We start from the raw sequence: 23,508 nt of genomic DNA on the forward strand, positions 1-23,508 counted from the left end.
TCCCGGAGGGCCTGCCGGCGGCTGTCCCCATCCCGGCGGGCCGGGGGGACCGGGAGGGCCGCCGGGAGGACCATAGGGCGGACGACCGCCAGGCGGCGGAGGTGGAGGTTGCACTGGACCGCTCCCCGAAACATGGTCGATATCCGGAAGATCATAGCGATTCCCGATTGGAACGGTTAGACGTCCGTCCAGATCGGCAGGTTCCGGCCGCGCGCGGTCAAGTCCGGCGGTGAAAGAGAGGCGGGCGGGTCGAAAACAAGCGTCCATTTGTCCGGAAGTCGTGTCGAAATGTTCCGGAGATGAACTGGGGATCGTCTCCGGTCAGATCGTCCTCTCGCGCGCCGCGGAGAACAGGGCGGAGCAGACGGCGGCGAGGGTCTCCGGCGGCGTCCTCCGCCCGCTCAGCAGCCAGTCGACCAGCAGGTGGTTGACGGCTCCGACCAGGCCGATGGCCGTCAGCCGCTGCGCCTCCGTCGGTGCGCTCTCCGCCGTCCAGACCGTGGTGATGAGGTCGGCGAACTCGCGGAGGACGCCGTGGCGGCGCTCCTCCAGTTCGTCGGACACGCCGACCACCTCGACGAGCACCACGCGCGCCCGGCGCGGGTCCTCGGTGAAGTGGCCGATGAAGGCGGCGAGTCCGGCCTCGGCGACGGCGTCGAGGTCGGCGCCGGGGGCCCGGTCGATCGCGGCCAGCGTCGCGGTCCGCAGGCCGCCGGTCAGCTCGGTGTAGAGCTGCACCAGGCAGTCGTGGCGGTCCCGGAAGGAGGCGTAGAAATACCGCTCGGTGAGCCCCGCCTCCTTGCAGATCTTCTTGACCGGCGTCGGCGGGTAGCCGTCGGTGCCGAACAGCTCCAGGGCGGCGGCGAGGAACGCCTCGTGCCGCCTTCTGGCGCGCTCGGCCGGAGCCACCCCCGAGTAGCGCCGCCCCTCGTTCTGCGTCTGCACCATTTGCGTCGTCCCCTCCCCGCCTGGCAGTCTAGGGAAAGATCTGACATATGGGCGTGTCAGAATGGAGGTGCACGATGGCGGGACGGCTCGCCGGCCGGGTGGTCGCGGTGACCGGAGGCGCGCACGGGATCGGGCGGGAGACGGCCCGGCGGCTCGCCCTCGCCGGCGCGCGCGTGGCCGTCGGCGACCGCGACGCCGACGGGGCGCGGGCGGCGGCGGCCGAGCTGCCGGACGACGCGGCCGGGTTCGTGCTGGACGTCACCGACTCCGCCTCGTTCGCCGCCTTCCTCGACGCCGTCGAGGAGCGCTGGGGCCGCATCGACGTGCTCGTCAACAACGCGGGCGTGATGTGGGTCGGCGGGTTCGCCGACGAGCCCGAGTCCGCCACCGCCCGGCAGCTGGACGTCAACCTGCACGGCGTGATCAGGGGCGTGAAGCTGGCCGCGCCCCGGATGCGGGAGCGCGGCCGGGGCCACATCGTCACGATCGCGTCCGCCGCCTCGAAGCTCTCCCCGCCCGGCGAGGCGACCTACGCCGCGACCAAGCACGGCGTGTACGGCTACCTGAAGGGCGTCCGGGCGGAACTGCGCGGCACCGGGGTCCGGCTCTCGGTGGTCATGCCGGGCGTGGTCGACACCGAGCTCGCGGCCGGGACGGCGACGGGCGCGGTCGGGCTGCTGAAGCCCGCCGACGTGGCGCGCGCCGTCGTCGCGGTGATCGAGCGCCCGCGGTTCCAGGTGTCGGTGCCCGGCCACGTCGGGCCGCTGGCCGACTGGGCGGACGTCCTGCCGCAGCGGGCCCGCGACCTCCTGTTCCGCTTCCTGGTGCCCGACCAGGTCCGGGCGGTGTCGGGGACGTCCGCCCGGCGGGCCTACGAATCACGCAACCTGACCGGAGGAGACGATGACTGACACGCTGCCGGCGCGGCAGGCCGTCCGGCCCATCCCCGAGTTGGAGGGGGTGCACGGCATCTGGCCGCGCGGCGAGCGCCTCAACGCGGTCCGCGCGGCCGCCGAGCGCTACCGCGAGCGGTTCGCCGGGCAGGGGACGGTCAGGGCGGTCAAGAGCATCGACATCGCCGCAGCGCCCTATCCCGCGCGGTTCGCCTTCCAGGGCTACTCGGTCAACCTCAACCCGCTGATCACGATCATCAACCGGATGTTCGTCATCCAGTTCGACGGCTTCGACGGGCGCATGAAGACGCTGGTCTGGGAGCCGACCGTGGCCGCGGGCTCCGCGGAGGCGCCGTTCTACCGCAAGCTGCAGGCGCTCTCCCGCCGGATGCGCGCCGAACGCCTGTTCGTCAAGTACTACAACGACCCGGACAAGGTCCTGCCCGGCCTCGGGTTGAGCAACGCCGACATCGACTACGTCAGCTTCGACCACCTGCACGTCCAGGACGTGCGCATGATCATGGGAAGCGACACGCCGATCGGGGGCGAGACGGCGCCGAGCGAGCCCCTCTTCCCGAACGCCAGGCTCCTCGTGCACCGCAAGGAGCTCGGCACGTTCGAGTCCATGCACCCCATGCAGTGGGCCTGGTACGTCGACGGCGGCATGGACGGCGTCCCGGCGGAGCGGCTGGAGGTCTTCGACGGCGACGTGGAGCTCGGCGTCGGCGTCAGCCTGCTGTGGACGCCCGGTCACACCGACGGCAACCACTCCCTCGTCCTCAACACCCCGGACGGGATCTGGGTGTCGTCGGAGAACGGCATGGCGGCCGACAACTGGCAGCCCGAGCTGTCGAGGATCCCGGGCGTGCGGCAGCAGGCGTCCTTCTACGGGCGCGAGGTCGTCCTCAACGCCAACACGCTGGAGGACTCCCTGGACCAGTACGACTCGATGGTCAAGGAGAAGACCCTGGCCTCGCCGTCGCCGCGCGACCCGAGGTGGCTGCAGATCATCCCGTCGTCGGAGTGCGCGGACTGGAAGCGGCAGTGGCCGCTCGTCCCGACCCACAGCCACGGGGGACTGGACTACGGCACCATCACCAAGCCCGGGGCGGACGGCTGACGCCCGCCCCGGGCCGATGGCCGGCCGGGGTCAGGCGTCCCGGCGGCGCAGGACGGTGATCCCGCCCCACAGCGCCGCCGCCGTCCACGCGGCGATGATCAGCAGGGCGACCGCCGCCGGGTAGGGGCCGCCGCCGTCCAGCAGGTGCCGGCCGGCGGTGCTCGGCAGCCCGTCGGCGATGTCCTTCATCAGCTCCGACGGCCCGTTCGCGAGCGTGATCGGCAGCACGAGGACGAACAGGAACGCCGTCGTGATCGTCGCCGCGGTGCTGCGCAGCATCGCCGCGACGCCCAGGATGAACGCGCTCATCACCGCCAGGTACACGCCCGTCAGCAGCGCGTCGCGGACGGCGTCGCCGGCGTCCAGGCGCCCCCACTTCCCGAGCATCGGGTAGGCGGCCGCCGTGCCGATCAGGGCCAGCGCCACGCCCGCGGGGAACATGACCGCCATCGCGACGGCCGCCTTCGCCGACAGCATCCGGGTGCGCGGCGGCACCCACTGGAGCGTCGCGCGGATGCTGCCCGTCGCGTACTCGCCGGTGATCATCAGGATGGCGAGGGCGAGGACGACGAACTGCACCATGTCCACCGAGCCGGTGGCGATCCCGCTCACCGACACCACGCCGGGAGGCTCCTCGCCCGCGGGCGGGTGCGTGTTGTTCGCGACCGTGCCCTGCGCCAGGATCACCGACATCAGCGCCATCAGCAGCACCGCGCCGGCCAGGCCCCACCACGTGGAGCGGATCGACCACAGCTTCGTCCACTCCGCCGCCAGCGCCCCCGGGAAGCCGCCGCGCCTCATCGTCCCACCCCGTACTCCACGCTCGCCCCGGTCAGTTCCATGTACGCCTCCTCCAGCGACGCCTCGACGGCGCGCAGCCCCAGGACCGGCACCCCCGCCTCGTAGGCGATGAGCCCGACCCGGTCGACCGGCACGCCGCGGACCTCCAGCTCGTCCTCGTCCACCCGCCTGACGTCGGCCCGGACGGCGGTGAGGCGCGCCGCGAGAGCGTCCGCGCCCGGCGTGCGCACCCGGACCGCGTTGCCCGAGCCGCCCGCGATGACCTCGCTCATCGGTGCGTCCGCGAGCAGGCGGCCCCGTCCGATCACGACGAGGCGGTCCGCGGTCAGCTGCATCTCGCTCATGAGATGGGACGACACGAACACCGTGCGGCCCTCCGCCGCCAGGCCGCGCATCAGCCCGCGCACCCACAGCACCCCGTCCGGGTCGAGCCCGTTCACCGGCTCGTCGAACATCAGCACCGGCGGATCGCCGAGCAGCGCGCCCGCGATGCCGAGCCGCTGCCGCATCCCGAGCGAGTACGACCCGACCCGCTTGCCCGCGACCGCCTCCAGCCCGACCAGGCCGAGGACCTCCTCGACCCGCGCCCGGTCGATGCCGTTGCTGCGCGCCATCGCCAGCAGATGCGCCCGCGCCGGCCGCCCGGGATGGACGAACCCGGCGTCCAGCAGCGCCCCGACCTCCCGCAGCGGGCGCGGCAGCCCCGCATACCGCCGCCCGCCGACCAGCGCCTCACCGGCGCTCGGCCGGTCCAACCCGACGATCATCCGCATCGTCGTGGACTTCCCGGCCCCGTTCGGCCCGAGGAACCCGGTGACCTTCCCGGCCGCCACCTCCAGAGTCAGCCCGTCCACCGCGGTCTTGTCCCCGTACCGCTTCGTCAGTCCCCGCAACGTGATCAAAGGGTCTCCCGCCCGATCGTCCGCCCATGACGTGACCGAACCTAGAAACCCGCCACCCCCGCCCGCACCGCCCGAACGCCACCCCTTACCCCTGCCTTTCGACAGCATCGGCCTGATCAGACGGCCCGTGGGGGCCGATGCGTTCTACCGGGGTTCGGGGCGGCGGCCGGTCAGGCGGGTGGTGAGGGTGGTCGCGGTGGTCTGGATTCGGGCCGCCAGGGCCGGCCAGCTTTCCGGGGGGTGGTCTTCGCGGCGGAAGGTCACGGTTATCGCGGCGGTCGGGTGGCCGGTGTGGTCGAAGGCGCAGGCGGCGATGCTGGCGAAGCCCTCGGTGATGTGGCCGTCCTCGACCGACCATCCGCGGCGGGCGCCGTCGGCGAGGGTGCGGCGCAGTTCGCGCAGGGACGTGGGGCCGAGGCCCGTGCGGTTCACGAAGCGGCCCGGGAACAGGGCGCGCACCTGCGCGGGCGGCAGGTGCGCGAGGAGGGACAGGCCGCTCGCGGTCAGGTGGGCGGGCATGCGGACGCCCACGTCGGTGACCAGGGTGGCGTGCCGGCGCGGCTGCTCCTTCAGGAGGTAGAGGGTCTCGGCGCCGTGCAGGACGCCCAGCTGGGCGATCTCGCCGGTCTGGTCGACCAGGCGGCGGAGCAGGGGGCGGGCCAGGCGTTCCAGGGGCTCGTGGCGCAGGTAGGCCGAGCCGATCTCGAAGGCCGCCACGCCCAGCCCCCAGCGCCGCTCCTCCGGGATCGAGGTGACGAAGCCGTCCTCCGCCATGGCGGTGAGCAGGTGGTACGTGCTGGAGCGGGGGAGGTCCAGCGCGCGGGCGATCGAGGACGCCGGGAGCGGGCCGGGGGCGGCGGCCAGCAGGCGGAGCACCGCCAGCGCGCGGCGGGCGGCGGGGACCTGGGGCATGGGCCCATTGTCTCGTATCCGAGACACATGGCGGCGCACGGGGGTGGGACCGGCGGCGGCGACCGGGTCCAATGGTGGGTATGGGTGTTCCTATGGTTGAGGTCGGGCCGGAGGCGCTGACGTTCGCGCAGGTCGTCGCCGTCGCGCGGGACGGTGCGCGGGTCGTGCTGACCGACGAGGCGCTGAAGCTGATCGGGGAGGCGCGGGCCCATATCGAGGAGCTGTCGGCCCGTCCCACACCCGTCTACGGCGTGTCGACCGGGTTCGGGGCGCTCGCCACGCGGCACATCGCGCCGGAGATGCGCGACCAGTTGCAGCTCAACATCGTCCGGTCGCACGCCGCCGGGTCGGGGCCCGAGGTCGAGCGGGAGGTCGTCCGGGCGCTGATGCTGCTCAGGCTGCGGACGCTCGCCACCGGGCGGACGGGCGTCCAGCCCACGACGGCCCGCACGCTCGCCGCCCTGCTCAACGCCGGCATCACCCCGCAGGTCTTCGAGTACGGCAGCCTCGGCTGCTCCGGGGACCTCGCGCCGCTCGCCCATGTCGCGCTCGCGCTGATCGGCGAAGGGTCGGTCAGGGACGCCGGCGGCGAGCTGCAGCCCGCGGCCGACGCGCTCGGCGCGGCCGGGATCGCGCCGGTCAAGCTCGCGGCCAAGGAGGGGCTCGCCCTCCTGAACGGCACCGACGGGATGCTCGGCATGCTCGTCCTCGCCATGGAGGACCTGCGGAGGCTGCTCCGGGCCGCCGACGTCGCCGCCGCCATGACCGTCGAGGCCCTCCTCGGGACGGACCGCGTCTTCGCCGCCGACCTGCAGGCCCTCAGGCCCCACCCCGGGCAGGCCGCGAGCGCCGCGAACCTGCGGGCGCTGCTCGCCGCGTCCGAGATCATGGAATCGCACCGCGGGCCCGACTGCACCCGCGTCCAGGACGCCTACTCGCTGCGCTGCGCGCCCCAGGTGAACGGCGCGGCCCGCGACACACTGGAGCACGCCGAGCTGGTCGCCGGACGGGAGATGGCGTCCGCCATCGACAACCCCGTGGTGCTGCCGGACGGGCGCGTCGAGTCCAACGGCAACTTCCACGGCGCGCCCATCGCCTACGTGCTCGACTTCCTCGCCGTGCCGGTCGCCGACGTCGCGTCCATGTCGGAGCGGCGCACCGACCGGATGCTCGACAAGGGGCGGTCCGGCGGGCTGCCCGCCTTCCTCGCCGACGACCCCGGCGTCGACTCCGGGCACATGATCGCCCAGTACACGCAGGCCGGGATCGTGTCGGAGCTGAAGCGGCTCGCCGCCCCGGCGAGCGCCGACTCGATCCCCAGCTCGGCCATGCAGGAGGACCACGTCTCGATGGGCTGGAACGCGGCCCGCAAGCTGCGCAGGGCCGTGGACGGCCTCGCGCAGGTGATCGCCATCGAGATCCTCACCGCCGCGCGGGCGCTGGACCTGCGCACCCCGCTGCGCCCCGGCCCCGCCACCGGCGCCGTCGTCGCGAAGCTGCGCGAGGCCGTCCCGCCGCCCGGCCCGGACCGCTACCTCGCCCCCGAGATCGCCGCCGCCACCGCGCTGGTGCGGGACGGCTCCCTCATCGCCGCCGCCGAAGCCGTCACCGGCCCCCTCTCCTAAGGAGCACCCCGAGATGTCCGGTCCCCGACCCGTCCGCGCGCCGCGCGGCACCGCGCTCACCGCGAAGGGCTGGCCGCAGGAGGCCGCCCTCCGCATGATCCAGAACAACCTCGACCCCGAGGTCGCCGAGCACCCGGACGAACTGGTCGTCTACGGCGGTTCCGGGAAGGCCGCCCGGAGCTGGGACGCCTTCGACGGCATCGTCCGGTCCCTGGCGGACCTGGAGGGGGACGAGACGCTGCTCGTCCAGTCCGGCAAGCCGGTCGGGATCTTCCGGACGCACGAGTGGGCGCCGCGCGTGCTCATCGCGAACTCCAACCTCGTCCCGCAGTGGGCGACCTGGGAGGAGTTCCGCCGGCTGGAGTCGCTCGGCCTGACGATGTTCGGGCAGATGACCGCCGGGTCGTGGATCTACATCGGGACGCAGGGCATCCTCCAGGGCACCTACGAGACGTTCGCGGCCGTCGCCGAGAAGCGGTTCGGCGGCACCCTCGCGGGGACCGTCACGCTGACCGCCGGGCTCGGCGGGATGGGCGGCGCGCAGCCCCTCGCCGTCACGATGAACGGCGGCGTCGCGATCTGCGTCGAGTGCGACCCGTCCCGGATCGAGCGGCGCGTCGCGCACCGGTACTGCGACGTCGCGGCCGGCTCGCCGGACGAGGCGCTGCGCCTCGCCGAGGAGGCGAGGGCCGCGCGGCGCCCGCTGTCGGTCGCCGTGCTCGGCAACGCCGCCGACCTCGTCCCCGAGCTGCTGCGGCGCGGCGCGCCGATCGACATCGTCACCGACCAGACCAGCGCGCACGACCCGCTGATGTACCTGCCGAGCGGCGTCGCGTTCGAGGACATGGCCGCCGAGCGCGACAAGGACCGGGACGGCTTCATCGCCAAGGCCCGCGCCTCCATGGCCGCGCACGTCGAGGCGATGGTCGGGTTCCAGGACGCGGGCGCCGAGGTCTTCGACTACGGCAACTCGATCCGCGGCGAGGCGCAGCTCGCCGGGTACGCGCGGGCGTTCGAGTTCCCCGGGTTCGTGCCCGCCTACATCCGGCCGCTGTTCTGCGAAGGCAAGGGGCCGTTCCGGTGGGCGGCGCTGTCCGGTGACCCGAAGGACATCGCCCGCACCGACAAGGCGATCCTCGACCTGTTCCCCGACAACGAGCCGCTGACCCGCTGGATCCGGATGGCGGGGGAGAAGGTGCACTTCCAGGGCCTGCCGTCCCGGATCTGCTGGCTCGGCTACGGCGAGCGCGACAAGGCCGGCGCCGTCTTCAACGACCTGGTCGCGCGCGGCGAGATCAGCGCGCCGATCGTGCTCGGCCGCGACCACCTCGACTGCGGCTCCGTCGCCAGCCCGTACCGGGAGACCGAGGGCATGAAGGACGGCTCGGACGCGATCGCCGACTGGCCGCTGCTGAACGCCATGCTCAACACCGCGTCCGGCGCGACGTGGGTGTCGATCCACCACGGCGGCGGCGTCGGGATCGGCCGGTCCATCCACGCGGGCCAGGTCTGCGTCGCGGACGGGACGGCGCTAGCCGGCGAGAAGCTCCAGCGAGTCCTGACCAACGACCCCGGCACAGGCGTCATGCGGCACGTGGACGCGGGCTACGACCGCGCCGCCGAGGTCGCCGACGACCGCGGCGTCCGCATCCCGATGCGTTGAGCTGCGGCGTGTTGTTGTTATGCGGGCCCGCATAACAACAACACGCCGCAAGTGAACGGAGGAATGGCGTGGGTTTCGAGGAGATGTGGGCGGCGCTGCTGCCGGTCGGGCGGGACGAGGCGACCGGCGGCTACCACCGGTTCGCCTGGACGCCGCCCGAGCTGGAGTGCCGGGCCTGGTTCCTGGACGAGGCGCGCCGCCGCGACCTCGACGTGGAGCACGACGCCAACGGCAACATGTTCGCCTGGTGGCTCCCCGAGGACGGGACGCGGGGCAACGCCGTCCTGACCGGCAGCCACCTCGACTCCGTCCCCGGCGGGGGAGCGTTCGACGGGCCGCTCGGCATCGTGTCCGCGTTCGCGGCGGTCGACCGGCTGAGGGAGCGGGGCGTCCGGCCCGCCCGGCCGATCGGGATCGGGGCGTTCGCCGAGGAGGAGGGCGCGAGGTTCGGCGTCGCCTGCCTGGGGTCGCGCCTGCTCGCCGGGGCGATCGACCCGGCGCGGGCGCGCGCCCTGACCGACGGCGACGGCCACACGTTCGCCGAGGTCATGCACAACGCCGGCCTCGACCCGGAGGCGATCGGCCCCGACGACGGCCTCCTCGGACGCATCGCGTGCTACGTCGAACTCCACGTCGAGCAGGGGAGGGCCCTGGACGTGCCGGTCGGGGTCGCCAGTTCGATCGTCCCGCACGGGCGGTGGCGGTTCGGGTTCACCGGCGAGGGCAACCACGCCGGGACGACCGCGCTCGCCGACCGCCGCGACCCCATGCTCCCGTTCGCCCGGATGGTCATCGCCGCCCGCGAGGCCGCCGAGCGCAACGGCACGGTCGCGACCATCGGGAAGGTCGGCGTCGTGCCCGGCGGGGTGAACGCGATCGCCTCGTCCGTCACCGCCTGGCTGGACGCCCGGGGCCCGGCCGACGACGCCGTCCGCCGCACCGTGAAGGAGGTCGACGAGGCCGCCCGCGTCGCCGCGCGCCCGCACCGGGTGAGCGTCGACCTCGCCGAGGAGTCCTACACCGAGATCGTCGACTTCAACCTCGCGCTGCGCGACCGGGTCGCGACGGCCCTCGGCGGCGTGCCCGTCCTGCCGACCGGCGCCGGGCACGACGCGGGCGTCCTGTCGGCCCGGCTGCCCACCGCGATGCTGTTCGTCCGGAACCCGACCGGGGTCTCGCACGCGCCCGCCGAGTTCGCCGAACCGGCGGACTGCCTGGCGGGCGTGGAGGCCCTTACCGCGGTACTGGACGACCTGGCGCGCGGGTAAGGATCCGGATATGCAGTGGCATGCCCAGTTCGCCTGGCTCGGTGACGGCGTGGCGGCCGACGTGCTCATCGAGGCCGACGGCGAGCGGATCACGAGCATCGAGGCCGGCGTCCCGTCCGCCCCCCACGCCCAGCGGCTGCCCGGCCTCACGCTCCCGGGCCTCGCCAACGCCCACTCCCACGCCTTCCACCGCGCGCTCCGCTCCCGCGTCCAGGCCCACTCCGGGACGTTCTGGACGTGGCGGGAGCAGATGTACAAGGTCGCCGACCGGCTCGACCCCGACTCCTACCGCGCCCTCGCGACCGCCGTGTTCGCCGAGATGGCCCTCGCCGGGATCAGCTGCGTCGGCGAGTTCCACTACCTCCACCACAAACCGGGCGGCGCCCCCTATTCCAACCCGAACGCGATGGGCGAGGCGCTGATCGCCGCGGCCGCCGACGCCGGCATCCGGATCACGCTCCTCGACACCTGCTACCTCACCGGCGGCATCGGCCGCCCGCTCACGGGCCCGCAGCTGCGCTTCGGCGACGGCACCGCCGGCAACTGGGCGCGCCGCGTCGACACCCTCTACGAGCAGACGGACAAGGCGGGCCGGCTGCACGCCCGCGTCGGCGCCGCGATCCACTCCGTCCGGGCGGTGCCCCGCGAGCAGCTCAGCGCCGTCGCGGCCTGGGCGAAGGAGCACCGGGCGCCGCTGCACGTCCACCTGTCCGAGCAGCCCGCCGAGAACGAGGCGTGCCGGGACGCCTACGGCATGACGCCCGCCCGCCTGCTCGCCGAGGCGGGGGCGCTCGGCGCGCTCACCACCGCCGTCCACGCCACGCACCTCACCGACGAGGACATCGGCCTCCTCGGGACGACCCTGACCGGCGTGTGCATGTGCCCGACCACCGAACGCGACCTCGCCGACGGCATCGGCCCCGCCCGGGCCCTCGCGGACGCCGGCGTCCCGATCTGCCTCGGCTCCGACCAGCACGCCGTCATCGACCTGTTCGAGGAGGCCCGCGCCGTCGAGCTGGACGAGCGCCTGCGCACCCGGTCCCGCGGCCACTGGACGGCGGGCGAACTGCTCGCCGCCGCCACCTCCAACGGCCACTACGGGCTCGGCTGGCCCGAGGCGGGACGCCTGGAACCGGGCGCGTACGCGGACCTGGTCACCGTCGACCTCGGCTCCGTCCGCACCGCCGGGGCCGCGCCCGGCTACGCCGCCGAGGCGGCGGTCTTCGCCGCGACCGCCGCCGACGTCCGGCACGTCGTGGTCTCGGGCCGCCCGATCGTCCACGACGGCCGCCACCTGCTCATCGACGACGTCCCGGCGGCCCTCGCCGCGGCCGTCACCGCCGCCACCCGGGAGGAGCCCGCTTGAGCACGGTCATCACGAACATCGGGGAGCTCGTCACCAACGACCCCGCCATCGGCGCCGGCCTCGGCATCGTCCGCGACGCCGCCCTGGTGATGGACGGCGGCAGGGTCGCCTGGACGGGCCCGGCCTCGTCCGCGCCCGCCGCCGACGCGTCGTTCGACGCCGCCGGACGGGCCGTCCTCCCCGGCTTCGTGGACTCCCACGCCCACCTGGTCTTCGCCGGCGAGCGCGCCGAGGAGTTCGCGGCCCGCATGAGCGGCCGCCCCTACGCCGCCGGCGGGATCAGGACCACCGTGGAACGCACCCGCGCCGCGTCCGACGACGACCTGCGCGCGAACCTGCGCCGCCTCATCGGCGAGATGGCCCTCCAGGGCACCACCACGGTCGAATGCAAATCCGGCTACGGCCTCACGGTCGAGCAGGAGGAACGCGCCGTGCGCATCGCCGCCGAACTCGCCGACGAGGTGACGTACCTCGGCGCCCACGTCGTCCCCACCGAGTACAAGGACGACGCCTCCGCCTACGCGCACCTGGCCGCGACCGACATGCTCGCCGCCTGCGCCCCGCACGCCCGCTGGGTGGACGTCTTCTGCGAGGAGGGCGCGTTCGATGCCGACCAGACGCGCGACATCCTCCAAGCGGGCATCAAGGCGGGCCTGAGCCCCCGCCTTCACGCGAACCAGCTCACCCAAGGCCCGGCCGTGCAACTCGCCGTCGAACTGGACGCCGCCTCAGCCGACCACTGCACCTTCCTGAGCGACGCCGACATCGACGCACTGGCCGCGTCCCAGACGGTCGCGACCCTCCTGCCCGGCGTCGAGTTCTCCACCCGCCAGCCCTACCCCGACGCCCGCCGCCTCCTGGACGCCGGAGCGACCGTCGCACTCGCGACCGACTGCAACCCGGGCTCCTGCTACAGCTCCAGCATGGCGTTCTGCGTCGCCGTGGCCGTCCGCGACATGCGCATGACCCCGGCCGAGGCCGTCTGGTCCGCCACCGCCGGCGGCGCCCGCGCCCTCCGCCGCACCGACGTGGGCCACCTCGGCGTCGGCGCCCGCGCGGACGTCCACGTCCTGGACGCCCCGTCCCACATCCACCTCGCCTACCGCCCCGGCGTCCCGCAGACCCACGCCGTGTGGAAGGCGGGCCGCCGGGTAGAGGGTCCGCATCAATCGACTGCGGAGGCCCCCTATGGCGGAATTCCTGACGGACATCAAGACCCTGCGTGAGCGTGCCCGGCAGGAGATCGACAAAGGACCGATCACCGAGGCGTACGGCGCGGACGTCGACCGCGTGATCCAGGTGTGCAACGAGGCCCTCGCGACCGAGATCGTCTGCACGCTGCGCTATAAGCGGCACTACTACACGGCCACCGGCATCCACGCCGAAGCCGTCGCGGGCGAGTTCCTGGAGCACGCGGCCGAGGAGCAGCAGCACGCCGACATGCTGGCGGAGCGGATCGTCCAGCTCGGCGGCGACCCGGACTTCTCGCCCGACACGCTCACCACCCGCGCGCACGCCGAGTACGACGCCAGCCTCGACCTCGTCGCGATGATCAAGGAGGACCTGGTCGCCGAGCGCATTGCCATCGCCTCCTACACCGAGATCGTCCAGTGGCTGGGCGACGGCGACCCGACGACCAAGCGCGTCTTCGAGCGCATCCTCGCCCAGGAGGAGGAGCACGCCGACGACCTCCGCGGCCTCCTGGAGCGCCTCCCGAAGACGACCTGACCCGGGTCAGCCGGACGGCCGGCGGCGGAGGCGGCGGTGAGCGGCCCTGGCGGCGGTCACCGACCCCATTGCGGCGATGGCCGTCAGGCAGGAGTTCATCACGATGCCGAAGGGGCTCGTGCCGGTGGCGACGGACGGATCGTCGCGCAGGTAGCGGACGCGCACGGTGTCCCCAGAACCCCAGCCCAGATCGGCTTCGGGTATTTCGGTCCGGATCGTCCGGCCGTCCACGGTCTGGAACTCGACGGTCACGTTGTCCGACAGCATGGGGTCTTCGACGATCACTGCGGAGGTCTCGATCCCCGACGTGTGGACTTCGTACAACAGCCAGCCGGAACCGACCGCGGCGAAAGCCAGGACGACGGCCAGGACGGCGAGGAGCACGCCTTGCGCGCGCGTCCGGGCGATGGACCGCTTCCGCTCGCTCATGCGTTCGACGGTAATCGAGCCGGCGGTGAGTGATCACGTGCCCGGCGGCCGGTTGCGGACAGCCCGGGCCGCCGTGGGCTAGGGCGGGGTGAGGTAGCGGCGGTTGACCCTGATCAGAGGGGTGCGGTCGCGGACGATGTAGTCGGTGGTGAGGGCCTCGGCCACGAAGAGGGTGTGGTCGCCGGCCTCGATGGTCTGGCGGGTCTCGCATTCCAGGGCGGAGACGCCGGTCTCGGGGATCAGGGCGTCCGAGTGCTCGCCGCGGTGGTGGGGTTCGGCGGCGAGGAGGATGCGGGCGCTCGGGCGGCCCTCGGCGGAGAAGCGGCCCGCCAGCGCGCGCTGGGACGACGACAGGATCGTCGCGGCCCAGCGCGGGCGGCGGTTCAGGACCTCGCAGAGGTAGGACGACGCCGCCACGCTCGCCAGCACCATGGGCGGGCCCAGCGAGACCGACATGAACGAGGTCACGGTGGTGCCGAGGTCGTCGCGGCCGTCGCGGACGGTCAGCACCACCACGCCCGTGGCGAAGCCGGCGACGGCCTCGACGAAGTCGGCGTTCAGCGGATCTCCCAGGTGCCGGGCAGGGTCAGCGGGCCCGCGGACGGCAGGCCGAGGCGGGCGGCGAGGCCGCCGAGGGAGCCCCAGCCGTCGAAGCGGGCGGACGCGGCGGTGCGGTCCTCGCTGGACTCCGGCGGGCGCAGCCGCTCCAGCGGCGAGGTGTGCGGGTAGACGCGGATCGGCGCGTCGGACGCCAGGCCCGCCTTCTTGCGGGCCAGGTCGAGCGCGGCGTCGAGGCCGCCGAGCTCGTCGACGAGGCCGTTGGCCTTGGCGTCCGCGCCCGTCCAGACGCGGCCCCGGGCCAGTTCGTGGACGCGCTCGCGGGGCAGGTCGCGGCCCTCGGCGACCTTCGCGGTGAAGTCGTCGTAGATCCGGTCGAGGGAGGCGTTGACGCGCTCCCACTCGGAGTCGCTGAAGTCCTTGGTGGCGCTGAGCATGCGGGCGTGGTCGCCGTCGGCGACGGCGCCGAGGCCGATGCCGACGCGGTCGAGCAGGCCGCTCACCACGGCCTTGCCGACGACGACGCCGATCGAGCCGGTGAGCGTGCCCGGCTGCGCGATGATCGTGTCCGCGGCCATCGACACGTAGTAGCCGCCGGACGCGGCGACGTTGCCCATGGAGACGACGACCGGCTTGCCGGCGCGGCGGGCGAGGACGACCTCGCGCCAGATCGCGTCGGAGGCGACGGCGGAGCCGCCGGGGCTGTCGACCCGGAACACGATGGCCTTGACCCGCTCGTCCTTGACGGCGGCGCGGAACGCGGCACCGATCGTGTCGGAGCCCATCGCGGGCCCGGAGTTCGGCAGCGGGCCGCCCCGGCCGCTGCGGCCGAGCCGGATCGGGCCGTGCCCGTTGATCAGCGCGACCATGTCCTGCCGGCCGGGCTGCGGGAGGCGGCTCGCGAGGCCGTGCGCGCGGTTGTAGCGGGCGACGAAGCGCAGCTGCGCCTCGCCGCCGAACTCCGCGCGCAGGTCGGCGTAGACCTCGTCGCGGTAGGCGAGGCGGTCGACGAGGTTCTCCTCCAGGGCCTCGCCGGCCAGGAACGGGCCGCGGTCGACCAGTGCGCGGACCGTGTCCTCGGTCAGGCCGCGGGCGGCGGCGATCCCGGCGGCGATCTGCTCGCCGAGCGAGGTGACGAGGCGCTTGGACGACTCCTCGTGCTCGGGCGTGTAGGTCTTCTCCATGAACGTGTTCGCCATGGTCTTGTACTCGTACCGCTTGGCGAACCGCGGCTGGATGCCCGCCTTCTCCAGGGCGCCCGCGAAGAACGGCTCCTCCAGGGCGACGCCGGTCAGCCCGACCTCGCCGGTGGGCTGCAGGTAGACCTTGTCGAAGGCGGTGGCCAGGTAGTACGGCACGGTGCCGCGGCCGCCCTCACCGAAGGTCTCGGCCCACGCGACGGTGAGCTTGCCCGCGTCCCGCAGCGCCTGGACGGCCTCCCGCAGCTCCTGCACGAGCGCCAGCCCGATGCCCCCGGACACCTTCACGACGAGGGCGCGCACCCGGCTGTCGGAGCGGGCGCGGCGCAGCCCGTCCAGGACGTCCCGCAGGTTCGTCCGGCGCATGGACAGGATCGCCGAGACCGGGTCGGACGGCGGCGTCTCCACGAGGCCCTCGGTGAGGTCGAGTTCGAGGATCAGCGGGGCGGTCCGCCGGTCGCGGGCCTGCCTGATCATGTTGACGACTGTGCCGGGATCCACCATGGCACCAGCCTATGTGTTCGTCCCCGGGCCTTCTTGCGCCCTGAGTCCAGCCATTCTCCGACGAAAGGAGGAGGGAGGGGCTAGCGGGCGAACGCCTTGTTCGGGATCACGCTCGCGGACGCCTGCGCGACCGGGCGCCCGGCCGTGTCGGTGATGAGCGCGTTGGAGACCATCCGGGTGCCGCCGGGGTGCAGGCACGTCCCCGTCACCGTGTAGGTCCGGCCGGACTGGACGCCGCGCAGGTAGTCGACGTTCAGGTTGAGCGTGAGCATCGGCATGAAGTGCTCGCACGTGCTGCTCGCCGCGAGGCAGACCGCGTTGTCGAGGATCATCGCGATGTAGCCGCCGTGGACGGTGCCGCCGGGGTTGCAGAGCTTGTCCCCGGGCGTCCAGGCGATCTCCACCCGGCCCGGCTCGACGGACCTGACGGCCTGCCCGATGTACTCGCTGATGTCGGAGATCTCCGGGACCCTCCGGTCCACCATCGCCTGGATGAAGCCGGCGCCGGACAGCGTGTTCCACAGGTCGGCGGCCTCCTGCAGGGCCTCCGCGCTCGCGTCGACGCTCAACTCACTCTCCCTGGTCACGGTGATCTTCGAATGGTATTCGGTGCGCGGGCGGCGGGCACTATGCCGTTCGTCACGAGCGTCCGGCGCTAGGGTCGGAGGCATGGGTGACGGCGACGGCTGGGCCGGCTGCGGGCAGGGCCACACGCACTGGGGACGGTTCGGTGCCGCGGGCCTGCTGGCCTACCACCGCGACCCCGCCGGCCAGGTGTGGATCCTGCTCCAGCAGCGCGCGTGGTGGGGCATCGGCGGCGGGACGTGGGGCATGTTCGGCGGCGCCCTGCACAGCCACGAGGACGCCGTCACGGGCGCGCTCCGCGAGACCTCCGAGGAGTGCACGCTCGACACCGCGGTGGTGAACGTGCACGGTACCCGCGTCGAGGACCACGGCGGCTGGATGTACACGTCGGTGATGGGGTCGCTGTCCGAGCGCGTCCCCGTGGACGCCGCGTCGCGGGAGACGCGCAGGGCCGAATGGGTGCGGCTGGAAGAGGTCACCGACCGCAAGCTGTTCGAGCCGTTCGCCCGGTCGTGGCCGCTCCTGCAGGACGCGATGAAGCAGCTCGTCCTCGTCGTGGACGCGGCGAACGTCGTCGGCGCCCGCGCCGACGGCTGGTGGAAGGACCGCGCGGGCGCCAACGCGCGGCTCCGCGACGACCTGAAGGCACTGGACGGCGGCGTGCGGAGCCTGCCCGCCGGCGTCGTCCCGTTCGACCGCTGCTTCCCCGAGGTCGTCATGGTCGTGGAGGGCGCGGCGCGCCGGGTCGCGGACGAGCCGTCCGACGGGGTGAAGGTCGTGGCGGCGCCCGGCAGCGGCGACGACCAGATCGTCGACCTCGTCCGGCGGTCGGGGCCCGACACCGCGCACCTGGTGGTCACGGCCGACCGGGAGCTGCGCGCCCGCTGCGAGGAGGCCGGCGCGGCCGTGACCGGCCCGCGCTGGCTGCTCGAACGCCTCTAGCCCGGCTCCGCTACACGTCCACCCGGTGGCCGGCGCCGCGCAGCGCCGCCGCCGCGTCCTCCGACCGGTGCTCGGGCACGAGGACGAGGTCGGCGTGGTAGGTCGACGCGACGAAGACGGGTACCCCGGCGTCGGCGAGCGGCCCCACGATCGCGGCCAGCATCCCCGGCACGTCCAGGCCGTGGCCCGCGTCGCCGTAGAAGCCGACCCAGCGCTCCGCCTCGGTGTAGGGCGAGGCGTCCCGGACGATGGTGAGGCCCTCTGGGGCGCGCACCAGCGCGATCCACTCGTCGTCCTCGGGGAACGTGGCGTGCGGCAGGTGCTCGACCGTGAACTGGCCGGGGACGATGTGGAGGCGCTGCATGCGCTCACCCTAGCCAGCCGCCGCCCCTACTCGGGGACGAGCCAGACCGCGCCCAGCGGCGGGACGCGCAGCACCGCCGACGCGGGCAGCCCGTGGCACGGGTCGCCGGACGCCTCGACGCGGCCCATGTTGCCGACGCCGCTGCCGCCGTACTCGTAGGCGTCGGTGTTGACGGCCTCGCGCCAGCCGCCCGCGCGGGGGAGGCCCAGCCGGTACCCCTCGTGCGGGTTCCCGGCGAAGTTGACGACGCACGCCATGACCGGCGGTTCACCGTCGCCCTGGGGCGTCCCGTAGCGGAGGTAGGAGAGGGTGTTGCCGCCCGCGTCGTTGCCGTCGATCCAGCGGAACCCCTCGTGGTCGCTGTCGCGCGTCCACAGGGCGGGCTCGGCCCGGTAGGCGCGGTTCAGGTCGCGGACGAGCTTCTGCAGCCCGAGGTGGTTGGCGCCCTCGGCGGCGTTCTCCAGCAGCCACCAGTCGAGCGGGCGCTCCTCGGCCCATTCGGCGCCCTGCCCGAACTCCTGGCCCATGAACAGCAGCTGCTTGCCGGGGTGCGACCACATGTAGGCGAGCAGGGCGCGCAGCCCCGCGAACTGCTGCCAGGCGTCGCCCGGCATCTTGCTCAGCAGCGACCCCTTGCCGTGGACGACCTCGTCGTGCGACAGCGGCAGGACGTAGTTCTCCGAGAACGCGTACACCAGCGAGAACGTGATCTCGTTGTGGTGGTAGTGCCGGAACACGGGCTCGTGGCGCAGGTATTCGAGGGTGTCGTGCATCCAGCCCATGTTCCACTTGAACCCGAAGCCGAGCCCGCCGAGGTGGGTCGGGCGCGACACGCCCGGCCACGCCGTCGACTCCTCCGCGATCGTCATGATGCCGGGGTTGCGCTTGTAGACCGTCGCGTTCATCTCCTGCAGGAAGGAGATGGCCTCCAGGTTCTCCCGGCCGCCGTAGATGTTCGGCGACCACTCGCCCTCGTTGCGCGAGTAGTCGAGGTACAGCATCGAGGCCACGGCGTCCACGCGCAGGCCGTCGATGTGGAACTCCTCCAGCCAGAACGACGCGTTCGCCACGAGGAAGTTGCGGACTTCGGCGCGCCCGAAGTTGAACACCAGCGTCCCCCAGTCGGGGTGCTCGCCGCGCGTTGGATCGTCGTGCTCGTACAGGGCGGTGCCGTCGAACCGCGCCAGGGCCCACTCGTCCTTGGGGAAGTGGGCCGGCACCCAGTCCATGATGACGCCGATGCCCGCCTGGTGGAGGCGGTCGATGAGGTGGCGGAAGTCGTCCGGGCCGCCGAACCGCGACGTCGGCGCGTAGTAGGACGTGACCTGGTAGCCCCAGGACGGGCCATAGGGGTGCTCGGTCACCGGCAGCAGTTCGACGTGCGTGAAGCCCATGTCGCGCACGTACTCGGTGAGTTCTTCCGCCAGTTCCCTGTAGCCGAGGCCGGGCCGCCACGACCCGAGGTGCACCTCGTACACGCTCATGGGCTCGTGCAGCCAGTCGTGCTCCTTGCGGCCGTCCATCCACTCGCCGTCGCCCCACTCGTAGGACGAGGTGAACACGCGCGACGCCGTCGCCGGGGGACGTTCCGTCCACTGCGCCATGGGATCGGCCTTGGTGCGCCACACGCCGTCCGCGCCGAGGATCTCGTACTTGTAGCACATGCCGTCGCCCACACCCGGGACGAACAGCTCCCAGATGCCGGTGGAGCCGAGCGACCGCATCGGGTGGGCGCGGCCGTCCCAGTGGTTGAAGTCGCCGACCACGCGCACGCCGCGCGCCGTCGGCGCCCACACCGCGAAGCCCGTCCCGTGGACGGTGCCGAACGCGGACGCGTAGGAGCGGGTCCGCGCGCCGAGCGCCCGCCACAGCTCCTCGTGCCGCCCCTCGCCGATCAGGTGCAGGTCGAGTTCGCCGAGCGTCGGCAGGTGCCGGTAGGGGTCGTCCTGGATCGTCTCGACGCCGTCCCCGTAGGTGACGGCGAGGCGGTAGTCGGGGACGGCGAGCGGCGCCGTCCGCTCGTCGCCGTCCGCGAACGACGCGTCCGCCGGGAGCGTGCTCCGGAACAGGCCCTGGTGGAAGTGCCGGAGCGCGTGCCTGTCCCCGTTGGGCAGGACGACCTCGACCTTCTCCGCCAGGGGCCGCAGGGCCCGCACCGTCACGCCGTCCTTGCCCGGATGCGCCCCGAGGACGCCGTGCGGATCGTGGTGGTCGCCGCCGACGAGCCGGTCGATCTCCGCGCGCGTCACCCGTGCCATGACCTCATGGCCTCCCGTCACTGAGCTTTTACCTCTGTAGAGGTGCCCCGAGACGAGGCGCTCTCACATACCGCGCCGACCTGTTTCCACGAGCTTGACGTTCAAGATCGCCACTGGCCTCCGAGCAGCGCTCCTCCGGTGGACGGTGGCGGGCGGTGGTCGAGGGGAGGGCTGGAGGACGGGGTTGCGGTCGCACGGGCGGTTCGACATTTCGTCGTTGGGGTCGCACCGAATGGCGCCGCCCGTGCGGCCACGTCTACCGGGCGCCGTCCCTCCGGGGAACGGCCGCCTCGCCCCAGGGGTGACATCGACCCCACCGCCCAGGGATCCATTCCTGTGTCACCTGGGCGACACAGGTACCTGCCGTACCGGAGCGCCCCGGCCCGGTCCGCCCCCGCTCGCGGACCGGGCCGCGCCGTTCCCCATGGCGTCCGTTCACCTCTCCTCGCGTCCCCCGCGCGCCTGCTCGGCGAGCAGCCCCCGGAGCCCCGCGGAGTCGTCCGCCGCCACCGTCATCGCACATCCCGCCTGGAGTTCGGCGTTGGTGAGGTCGCCGCTGCGGGTCGCGTACCAGCGGCCCGCGTCGCTGCGCCACACCTGCCAGCCCGGAAACTCTCCCTCGATGGCCGCCTTCAAGTCCTCGAAGTCGCCCATCAAGGTCGTCCCTTCCCCGAGGCCGTTCTTCTGTATACAAAAGTCTTACTTGGTCTAAGAGGTGTCAAGCTGTCCGTAAGCGGACCGTGCCCTCGCGGATAGCGCGTGGAAGGTATGGATGACCGGGAGGGACGAACCAGGATCGAACGCCGGGTCGAACGCGGTTCGAACGCGGCGTAACCGAGTTGGGAGGTGACGCCGGTGCCGGACCGCCCCGCCTACCTGCGCATCGCCGACACGCTCCGGGGGGGCATCCGGGACGGCAGCCTGCCGCAGGGGTCCCGGCTGCCGACGATCGCGGAGCTGTGCGAGACCCACGGCGTCTCGGAGATCGTCGTCCGGCAGGCGGTCGCGCTGCTGCGCGGTGAGGGGCTCGTCGAGACCCGCCGCGGCGGCGGCACCCTCGTCAAGGTCGTCCCGCCGGCGCGCCGCGTCGCGATGGACCGGTACCGCGCGGTGACCCGGCCGCTCGCGGTCCCCGAGACGACCTTCACCCGCGACCAGAAGATCACCTGGGCGGAGTACCGGCTCGACAAGGAGTTCACCCGGGTGCGGGCGGACGACGAGCTGGGCGCGCTGTTCGAGCTGCCCGCCGGCACCGAGCTGCTGCGCCGCCGGTTCGTCTTCCACGCGCGCGGCGAACCGCAGCAGATCTCCGTCAACTACCTGCCGTGGGACCTCGTCGGCGAGACGCCCGTGTCCGACCCGGCGCGCGAGCCGTGGCCCGGCGGGACGCTCGCGCAGCTCGCCTACCTCGGGCATCCGCCGGTCCGGGTGGAGGAGTCGGTCCGGTCCCGGATGCCGACGCCCGAGGAGGCGGAGACGCTCCGGATGACCGGCGGCGTGCCGGTCCTCGGCATCACCCGCCGGATGCTGGCGCGCGACGGCGTGATGGAGGTCTGCCGGGAGATCGTGCTGCCCGCCGACCGCGTCGTCCTCGACTACTCGATCGACCTGTGACCCCGGCGGGGCCGCGGGTCAGCCGGCCAGCCGGGCCAGCGAGCGCAGCGGGACGGGCAGCCAGGCGGGGCGGTTGCGCGCCTCGTACCGGACCTCGTAGACCGCCTTGTCGAGCTCGAAGGCCCGCACCAGCGCCGCGTGCGCGGCGGGGTCGGGCCCGCCCGCGGCCGCGTAGCCCTCGCAGAACGCCGTCCGGTTGCGCTCCGCCCACGTCTGCGCGCGCTGCTCCAGCGTGCCGGCGGTGTCGGCGGGCAGGCCGCCGCCGTCCCGGGCGAGCAGGAACCGCGCCGCGTACTCGAAGGAGCGCAGCATCCCGGCGACGTCCCGCAGCGGGTGCCCGAGGGCGCGGCGCGCCGCGGGGTCGCGGGCCGGTTCGCCCTCGAAGTCGAGCAGGAACCAGCCGGCGTCGGTGCGCATGACCTGGCCGAGGTGGTAGTCGCCGTGGATCCGCTGGAACGGCAGCGGCGCCGCGTCGGCGGCGACCCGGTCGAACGCCTCGCGGATCGCGTGCGCGTGCGGGCGCAGCTCGGGGACGGCGGCGGTGACCTGGTCGAGCTGCTCGTTCATCCCGTAGACGATGTCGCGCAGCACCTCGGGCGGCGTCTGCGTCACGCCGAACGCGGCGGCGAGGTCGCGGTGCACCTGCGCGGTGGCCGCGCCGAGCCGCTCGGCCTCGGCGGCGAAGTCGCCGCCGGCGTCGCCGGCGTCGCCGGTCGTGAACTCGGCGGCGGGTCCCGGCGGCGACGGCTGCGCGAACCAGTCGCGGACGCTGGTGAGCGCGAGCTGCCAGCCGTCGGTCCCGGTGCGCAGGAACTCCGACAGCATGGCGAGCGTGACCGGCTCGCCGGAGTCGCCGGTGCCGGGGACCAGCTCGATCCAGCCGTGCACGGCCGGGATGTGCTCGCAGCCCTGCCGGGACAGCGCGAGGTTGACCTCCAGGTCGGGGTTGACGCCGGGGGACAGGCGCCGGAACAGCTTGCAGATGTAGGCGTCGTCGAAGATCAGCGAGGTGTTGCTCTGCTCGGCGGAGGTCGGCAGGCCCTCCAGGCCGGTGCGGATGCCGGTGCCGGGGGCGCGGCGGAACTGCAGCGGCCCGACCGCGGTCTCGTCCGCCATGAGGTCGAGCAGGATCGCGGTCAGGTCCGGGTCGTGGACGGCGTCGTAGACGTGCCCGGTGAGCCCCGGTTCGACGTCCGCCCGTCCGATCTCGATGGGCCGCAGCCGCTCGGGCAGCGCGCGCCGGACGCCGAGGAGCAGCTGGTAGTGGTCGACGGTGCCGTTTTGGCGGACGTCGAGGACGAGGTGGTGGAGGGCGGGGTCGCCGGTGCGCAGTTCGGTGGCGGTGCCGATGGACAGGTCGTCGATGGGGCCGTCCTTGCCGCCGAACCACCGCTGCCGGGGCAGCCAGTCGGACAGGAGCCGAACGAGGGAAGGGTCGGGCGGCGGCACGGCTACATCACTCCTTCGCCCGGGTCGTCCTCGGGCGGTGGCGGAAGCAGGAACCAGTAGAAGCCGTGCCCGGGGAGCGTGAGCAGGTAGGGCAGTTCGCCGATCGCCGGAAACTGGACGCCGCCCATGCACTCGATCGGCGCGGAGCCCCGGAAGCGCCTCAGGTCCAGTTCCACCGGCTGGGGGAAGCGCGACAGGTTGTTCACGCAGAGGACGGTGTCCATGCCCCCCCACTGGTTGGTGTCCCCGCCGTTGATCTCGCGGGTGAAGGCGAGGACGGAGGGGTTGGAGGCGGACAGTTCGACGTAGGAGCCGACGCCGAAGACGGGGTGGCGCTGCCGGATCTCGATCATTTTGCGGGTCCAGTGCAGCAGGCTGCC

At 73.3% G+C, this 23,508-nt stretch carries 23 protein-coding genes; 10 read left to right on the forward strand and 13 right to left on the reverse strand.

The features are described from left to right. Positions 1-321: 321 nt before the first annotated feature. On the reverse strand, positions 322-948 hold the full coding sequence (locus ABFX46_RS38705; RefSeq protein WP_346048974.1) for a TetR/AcrR family transcriptional regulator: 627 nt from the start codon (positions 946-948) through the stop codon (positions 322-324). Between the two features lie 74 nt (positions 949-1,022). Here ABFX46_RS38705 and ABFX46_RS38710 point away from each other — a divergent pair, with 74 nt between their 5' ends. Together ABFX46_RS38710 and ABFX46_RS38715 are read left to right on the forward strand one after the other, a co-directional pair. Further along, entirely contained in the window at positions 1,023-1,859 is an 837-nt protein-coding gene (locus tag ABFX46_RS38710) for an SDR family oxidoreductase (protein ID WP_346048975.1), read from the forward strand. Continuing rightward, the gene (locus ABFX46_RS38715) at positions 1,852-2,961 is read left to right on the forward strand and encodes an MBL fold metallo-hydrolase (RefSeq protein ID WP_346048976.1); all 1,110 of its coding nucleotides are present in this window, start codon (positions 1,852-1,854) and stop codon (positions 2,959-2,961) included. The genes ABFX46_RS38710 and ABFX46_RS38715 overlap by 8 nt, the downstream gene beginning before the upstream one ends. A 30-nt stretch (positions 2,962-2,991) precedes the next feature. Here ABFX46_RS38715 and ABFX46_RS38720 read toward each other — a convergent pair whose 3' ends face one another. The 3 genes from ABFX46_RS38720 to ABFX46_RS38730 form a co-directional block, all read right to left on the reverse strand. Next, positions 2,992-3,762: an ABC transporter permease subunit gene (locus ABFX46_RS38720; protein ID WP_346048977.1), complete on the reverse strand. Its 771-nt coding sequence runs from the start codon at positions 3,760-3,762 to the stop codon at positions 2,992-2,994. Then, positions 3,759-4,664: an ABC transporter ATP-binding protein gene (locus ABFX46_RS38725; protein WP_346048978.1), complete on the reverse strand. Its 906-nt coding sequence runs from the start codon at positions 4,662-4,664 to the stop codon at positions 3,759-3,761. Before ABFX46_RS38725 ends, ABFX46_RS38720 begins: the two co-directional genes overlap by 4 nt. Positions 4,665-4,808: 144 nt before the next feature. After that, the gene (locus ABFX46_RS38730; RefSeq protein WP_346048979.1) at positions 4,809-5,576 is read right to left on the reverse strand and encodes an IclR family transcriptional regulator; all 768 of its coding nucleotides are present in this window, start codon (positions 5,574-5,576) and stop codon (positions 4,809-4,811) included. An 80-nt stretch (positions 5,577-5,656) separates the two neighbouring features. Here ABFX46_RS38730 and hutH point away from each other — a divergent pair, with 80 nt between their 5' ends. From hutH to ABFX46_RS38760, 6 genes are all read left to right on the forward strand, one after another. Then, positions 5,657-7,201, forward strand: coding sequence for a histidine ammonia-lyase (gene hutH / locus ABFX46_RS38735; protein WP_346048980.1), 1,545 nt, complete (start codon positions 5,657-5,659; stop codon positions 7,199-7,201). Between the two features lie 13 nt (positions 7,202-7,214). Then, on the forward strand, positions 7,215-8,864 hold the full coding sequence (gene hutU / locus ABFX46_RS38740) for a urocanate hydratase (RefSeq protein WP_346048981.1): 1,650 nt from the start codon (positions 7,215-7,217) through the stop codon (positions 8,862-8,864). A 68-nt stretch (positions 8,865-8,932) separates the two neighbouring features. Continuing rightward, positions 8,933-10,132 carry an allantoate amidohydrolase gene (locus ABFX46_RS38745; RefSeq protein ID WP_346048982.1) on the forward strand — a complete coding sequence of 400 codons (1,200 nt, stop codon included), beginning with the start codon at positions 8,933-8,935 and terminating at the stop codon, positions 10,130-10,132. 10 nt (positions 10,133-10,142) lie between these two features. Next, complete coding sequence (locus ABFX46_RS38750) at positions 10,143-11,498, forward strand: formimidoylglutamate deiminase (protein WP_346048983.1); 1,356 nt, start codon at positions 10,143-10,145, stop codon at positions 11,496-11,498. Continuing rightward, entirely contained in the window at positions 11,495-12,724 is a 1,230-nt protein-coding gene (gene hutI / locus ABFX46_RS38755; protein ID WP_346048984.1) for an imidazolonepropionase, read from the forward strand. The genes ABFX46_RS38750 and hutI overlap by 4 nt, the downstream gene beginning before the upstream one ends. Beyond that, positions 12,687-13,226 carry a ferritin-like domain-containing protein gene (locus tag ABFX46_RS38760; protein WP_163063834.1) on the forward strand — a complete coding sequence of 180 codons (540 nt, stop codon included), beginning with the start codon at positions 12,687-12,689 and terminating at the stop codon, positions 13,224-13,226. Before hutI ends, ABFX46_RS38760 begins: the two co-directional genes overlap by 38 nt. Before the next feature lie 6 nt (positions 13,227-13,232). Here ABFX46_RS38760 and ABFX46_RS38765 read toward each other — a convergent pair whose 3' ends face one another. The 4 genes from ABFX46_RS38765 to ABFX46_RS38780 all read right to left on the reverse strand — a co-directional run bounded on the left by ABFX46_RS38765 (position 13,233) and on the right by ABFX46_RS38780 (position 16,503). Continuing rightward, a complete protein-coding gene (locus tag ABFX46_RS38765) occupies positions 13,233-13,655 on the reverse strand; it encodes a hypothetical protein (RefSeq protein ID WP_346048985.1) in 423 nt (140 codons plus the stop codon). Positions 13,656-13,733: 78 nt separating this feature from the next. After that, positions 13,734-14,228 carry a flavin reductase family protein gene (locus tag ABFX46_RS38770; RefSeq protein WP_346048998.1) on the reverse strand — a complete coding sequence of 165 codons (495 nt, stop codon included), beginning with the start codon at positions 14,226-14,228 and terminating at the stop codon, positions 13,734-13,736. Continuing rightward, complete coding sequence (gene sppA / locus ABFX46_RS38775; RefSeq protein ID WP_346048986.1) at positions 14,213-15,916, reverse strand: signal peptide peptidase SppA; 1,704 nt, start codon at positions 15,914-15,916, stop codon at positions 14,213-14,215. The genes ABFX46_RS38770 and sppA overlap by 16 nt, the downstream gene beginning before the upstream one ends. Positions 15,917-15,996: 80 nt before the next feature. Next, positions 15,997-16,503, reverse strand: a complete 507-nt coding sequence (locus ABFX46_RS38780; RefSeq protein ID WP_346048987.1) for a PaaI family thioesterase — start codon at positions 16,501-16,503, stop codon at positions 15,997-15,999. A gap of 82 nt (positions 16,504-16,585) precedes the next feature. Here ABFX46_RS38780 and ABFX46_RS38785 point away from each other — a divergent pair, with 82 nt between their 5' ends. Continuing rightward, a complete protein-coding gene (locus ABFX46_RS38785) occupies positions 16,586-17,443 on the forward strand; it encodes an NUDIX domain-containing protein (protein ID WP_346048988.1) in 858 nt (285 codons plus the stop codon). Between the two features lie 10 nt (positions 17,444-17,453). On the opposite strand, the gene ABFX46_RS38790 is transcribed toward ABFX46_RS38785, so the two are convergent. The 3 genes from ABFX46_RS38790 to ABFX46_RS38800 form a co-directional block, all read right to left on the reverse strand. Further along, complete coding sequence (locus tag ABFX46_RS38790) at positions 17,454-17,807, reverse strand: ACT domain-containing protein (RefSeq protein WP_346048989.1); 354 nt, start codon at positions 17,805-17,807, stop codon at positions 17,454-17,456. 26 nt (positions 17,808-17,833) lie between these two features. After that, on the reverse strand, positions 17,834-20,065 hold the full coding sequence (gene glgB, locus ABFX46_RS38795) for a 1,4-alpha-glucan branching protein GlgB (RefSeq protein WP_346048990.1): 2,232 nt from the start codon (positions 20,063-20,065) through the stop codon (positions 17,834-17,836). A gap of 435 nt (positions 20,066-20,500) precedes the next feature. Then, the gene (locus tag ABFX46_RS38800; protein ID WP_346048991.1) at positions 20,501-20,719 is read right to left on the reverse strand and encodes a hypothetical protein; all 219 of its coding nucleotides are present in this window, start codon (positions 20,717-20,719) and stop codon (positions 20,501-20,503) included. A gap of 201 nt (positions 20,720-20,920) precedes the next feature. Here ABFX46_RS38800 and ABFX46_RS38805 point away from each other — a divergent pair, with 201 nt between their 5' ends. After that, on the forward strand, positions 20,921-21,679 hold the full coding sequence (locus ABFX46_RS38805; protein ID WP_346048992.1) for a GntR family transcriptional regulator: 759 nt from the start codon (positions 20,921-20,923) through the stop codon (positions 21,677-21,679). 18 nt (positions 21,680-21,697) lie between these two features. Here the strand turns inward: ABFX46_RS38805 and ABFX46_RS38810 are convergent, their stop codons facing one another. Then, the gene (locus tag ABFX46_RS38810; RefSeq protein WP_346048993.1) at positions 21,698-23,128 is read right to left on the reverse strand and encodes a maltokinase N-terminal cap-like domain-containing protein; all 1,431 of its coding nucleotides are present in this window, start codon (positions 23,126-23,128) and stop codon (positions 21,698-21,700) included. 2 nt (positions 23,129-23,130) lie between these two features. Then, a partial coding sequence (locus ABFX46_RS38815; RefSeq protein ID WP_346048994.1) for an alpha-glucosidase C-terminal domain-containing protein occupies positions 23,131-23,508 on the reverse strand: 378 nt, incomplete at its 5' end.

This window comes from Actinomadura chokoriensis, assembly GCF_039529475.1.
Classification (GTDB): Bacteria; Actinomycetota; Actinomycetes; order Streptosporangiales; family Streptosporangiaceae; genus Spirillospora; species Spirillospora bangladeshensis.

Excerpts from the sequence above, each read along its gene's own strand:
- ABFX46_RS38705 (WP_346048974.1), bottom strand. The coding sequence starts at position 948 with ATGGTGCAGACGCAGAACGAGGGGCGGCGCTACTCGGGGGTGGCTCCG.
- ABFX46_RS38710 (WP_346048975.1), top strand. The coding sequence starts at position 1,023 with ATGGCGGGACGGCTCGCCGGCCGGGTGGTCGCGGTGACCGGAGGCGCG.
- ABFX46_RS38715 (WP_346048976.1), top strand. The coding sequence starts at position 1,852 with ATGACTGACACGCTGCCGGCGCGGCAGGCCGTCCGGCCCATCCCCGAG.
- ABFX46_RS38720 (WP_346048977.1), bottom strand. The coding sequence starts at position 3,762 with ATGAGGCGCGGCGGCTTCCCGGGGGCGCTGGCGGCGGAGTGGACGAAG.
- ABFX46_RS38730 (WP_346048979.1), bottom strand. The coding sequence starts at position 5,576 with ATGCCCCAGGTCCCCGCCGCCCGCCGCGCGCTGGCGGTGCTCCGCCTG.
- hutH (WP_346048980.1), top strand. The coding sequence starts at position 5,657 with ATGGGTGTTCCTATGGTTGAGGTCGGGCCGGAGGCGCTGACGTTCGCG.
- hutU (WP_346048981.1), top strand. The coding sequence starts at position 7,215 with ATGTCCGGTCCCCGACCCGTCCGCGCGCCGCGCGGCACCGCGCTCACC.
- ABFX46_RS38750 (WP_346048983.1), top strand. The coding sequence starts at position 10,143 with ATGCAGTGGCATGCCCAGTTCGCCTGGCTCGGTGACGGCGTGGCGGCC.
- ABFX46_RS38760 (WP_163063834.1), top strand. The coding sequence starts at position 12,687 with ATGGCGGAATTCCTGACGGACATCAAGACCCTGCGTGAGCGTGCCCGG.
- ABFX46_RS38765 (WP_346048985.1), bottom strand. The coding sequence starts at position 13,655 with ATGAGCGAGCGGAAGCGGTCCATCGCCCGGACGCGCGCGCAAGGCGTG.
- sppA (WP_346048986.1), bottom strand. The coding sequence starts at position 15,916 with ATGGTGGATCCCGGCACAGTCGTCAACATGATCAGGCAGGCCCGCGAC.
- ABFX46_RS38785 (WP_346048988.1), top strand. The coding sequence starts at position 16,586 with ATGGGTGACGGCGACGGCTGGGCCGGCTGCGGGCAGGGCCACACGCAC.
- ABFX46_RS38790 (WP_346048989.1), bottom strand. The coding sequence starts at position 17,807 with ATGCAGCGCCTCCACATCGTCCCCGGCCAGTTCACGGTCGAGCACCTG.
- glgB (WP_346048990.1), bottom strand. The coding sequence starts at position 20,065 with ATGGCACGGGTGACGCGCGCGGAGATCGACCGGCTCGTCGGCGGCGAC.
- ABFX46_RS38800 (WP_346048991.1), bottom strand. The coding sequence starts at position 20,719 with ATGGGCGACTTCGAGGACTTGAAGGCGGCCATCGAGGGAGAGTTTCCG.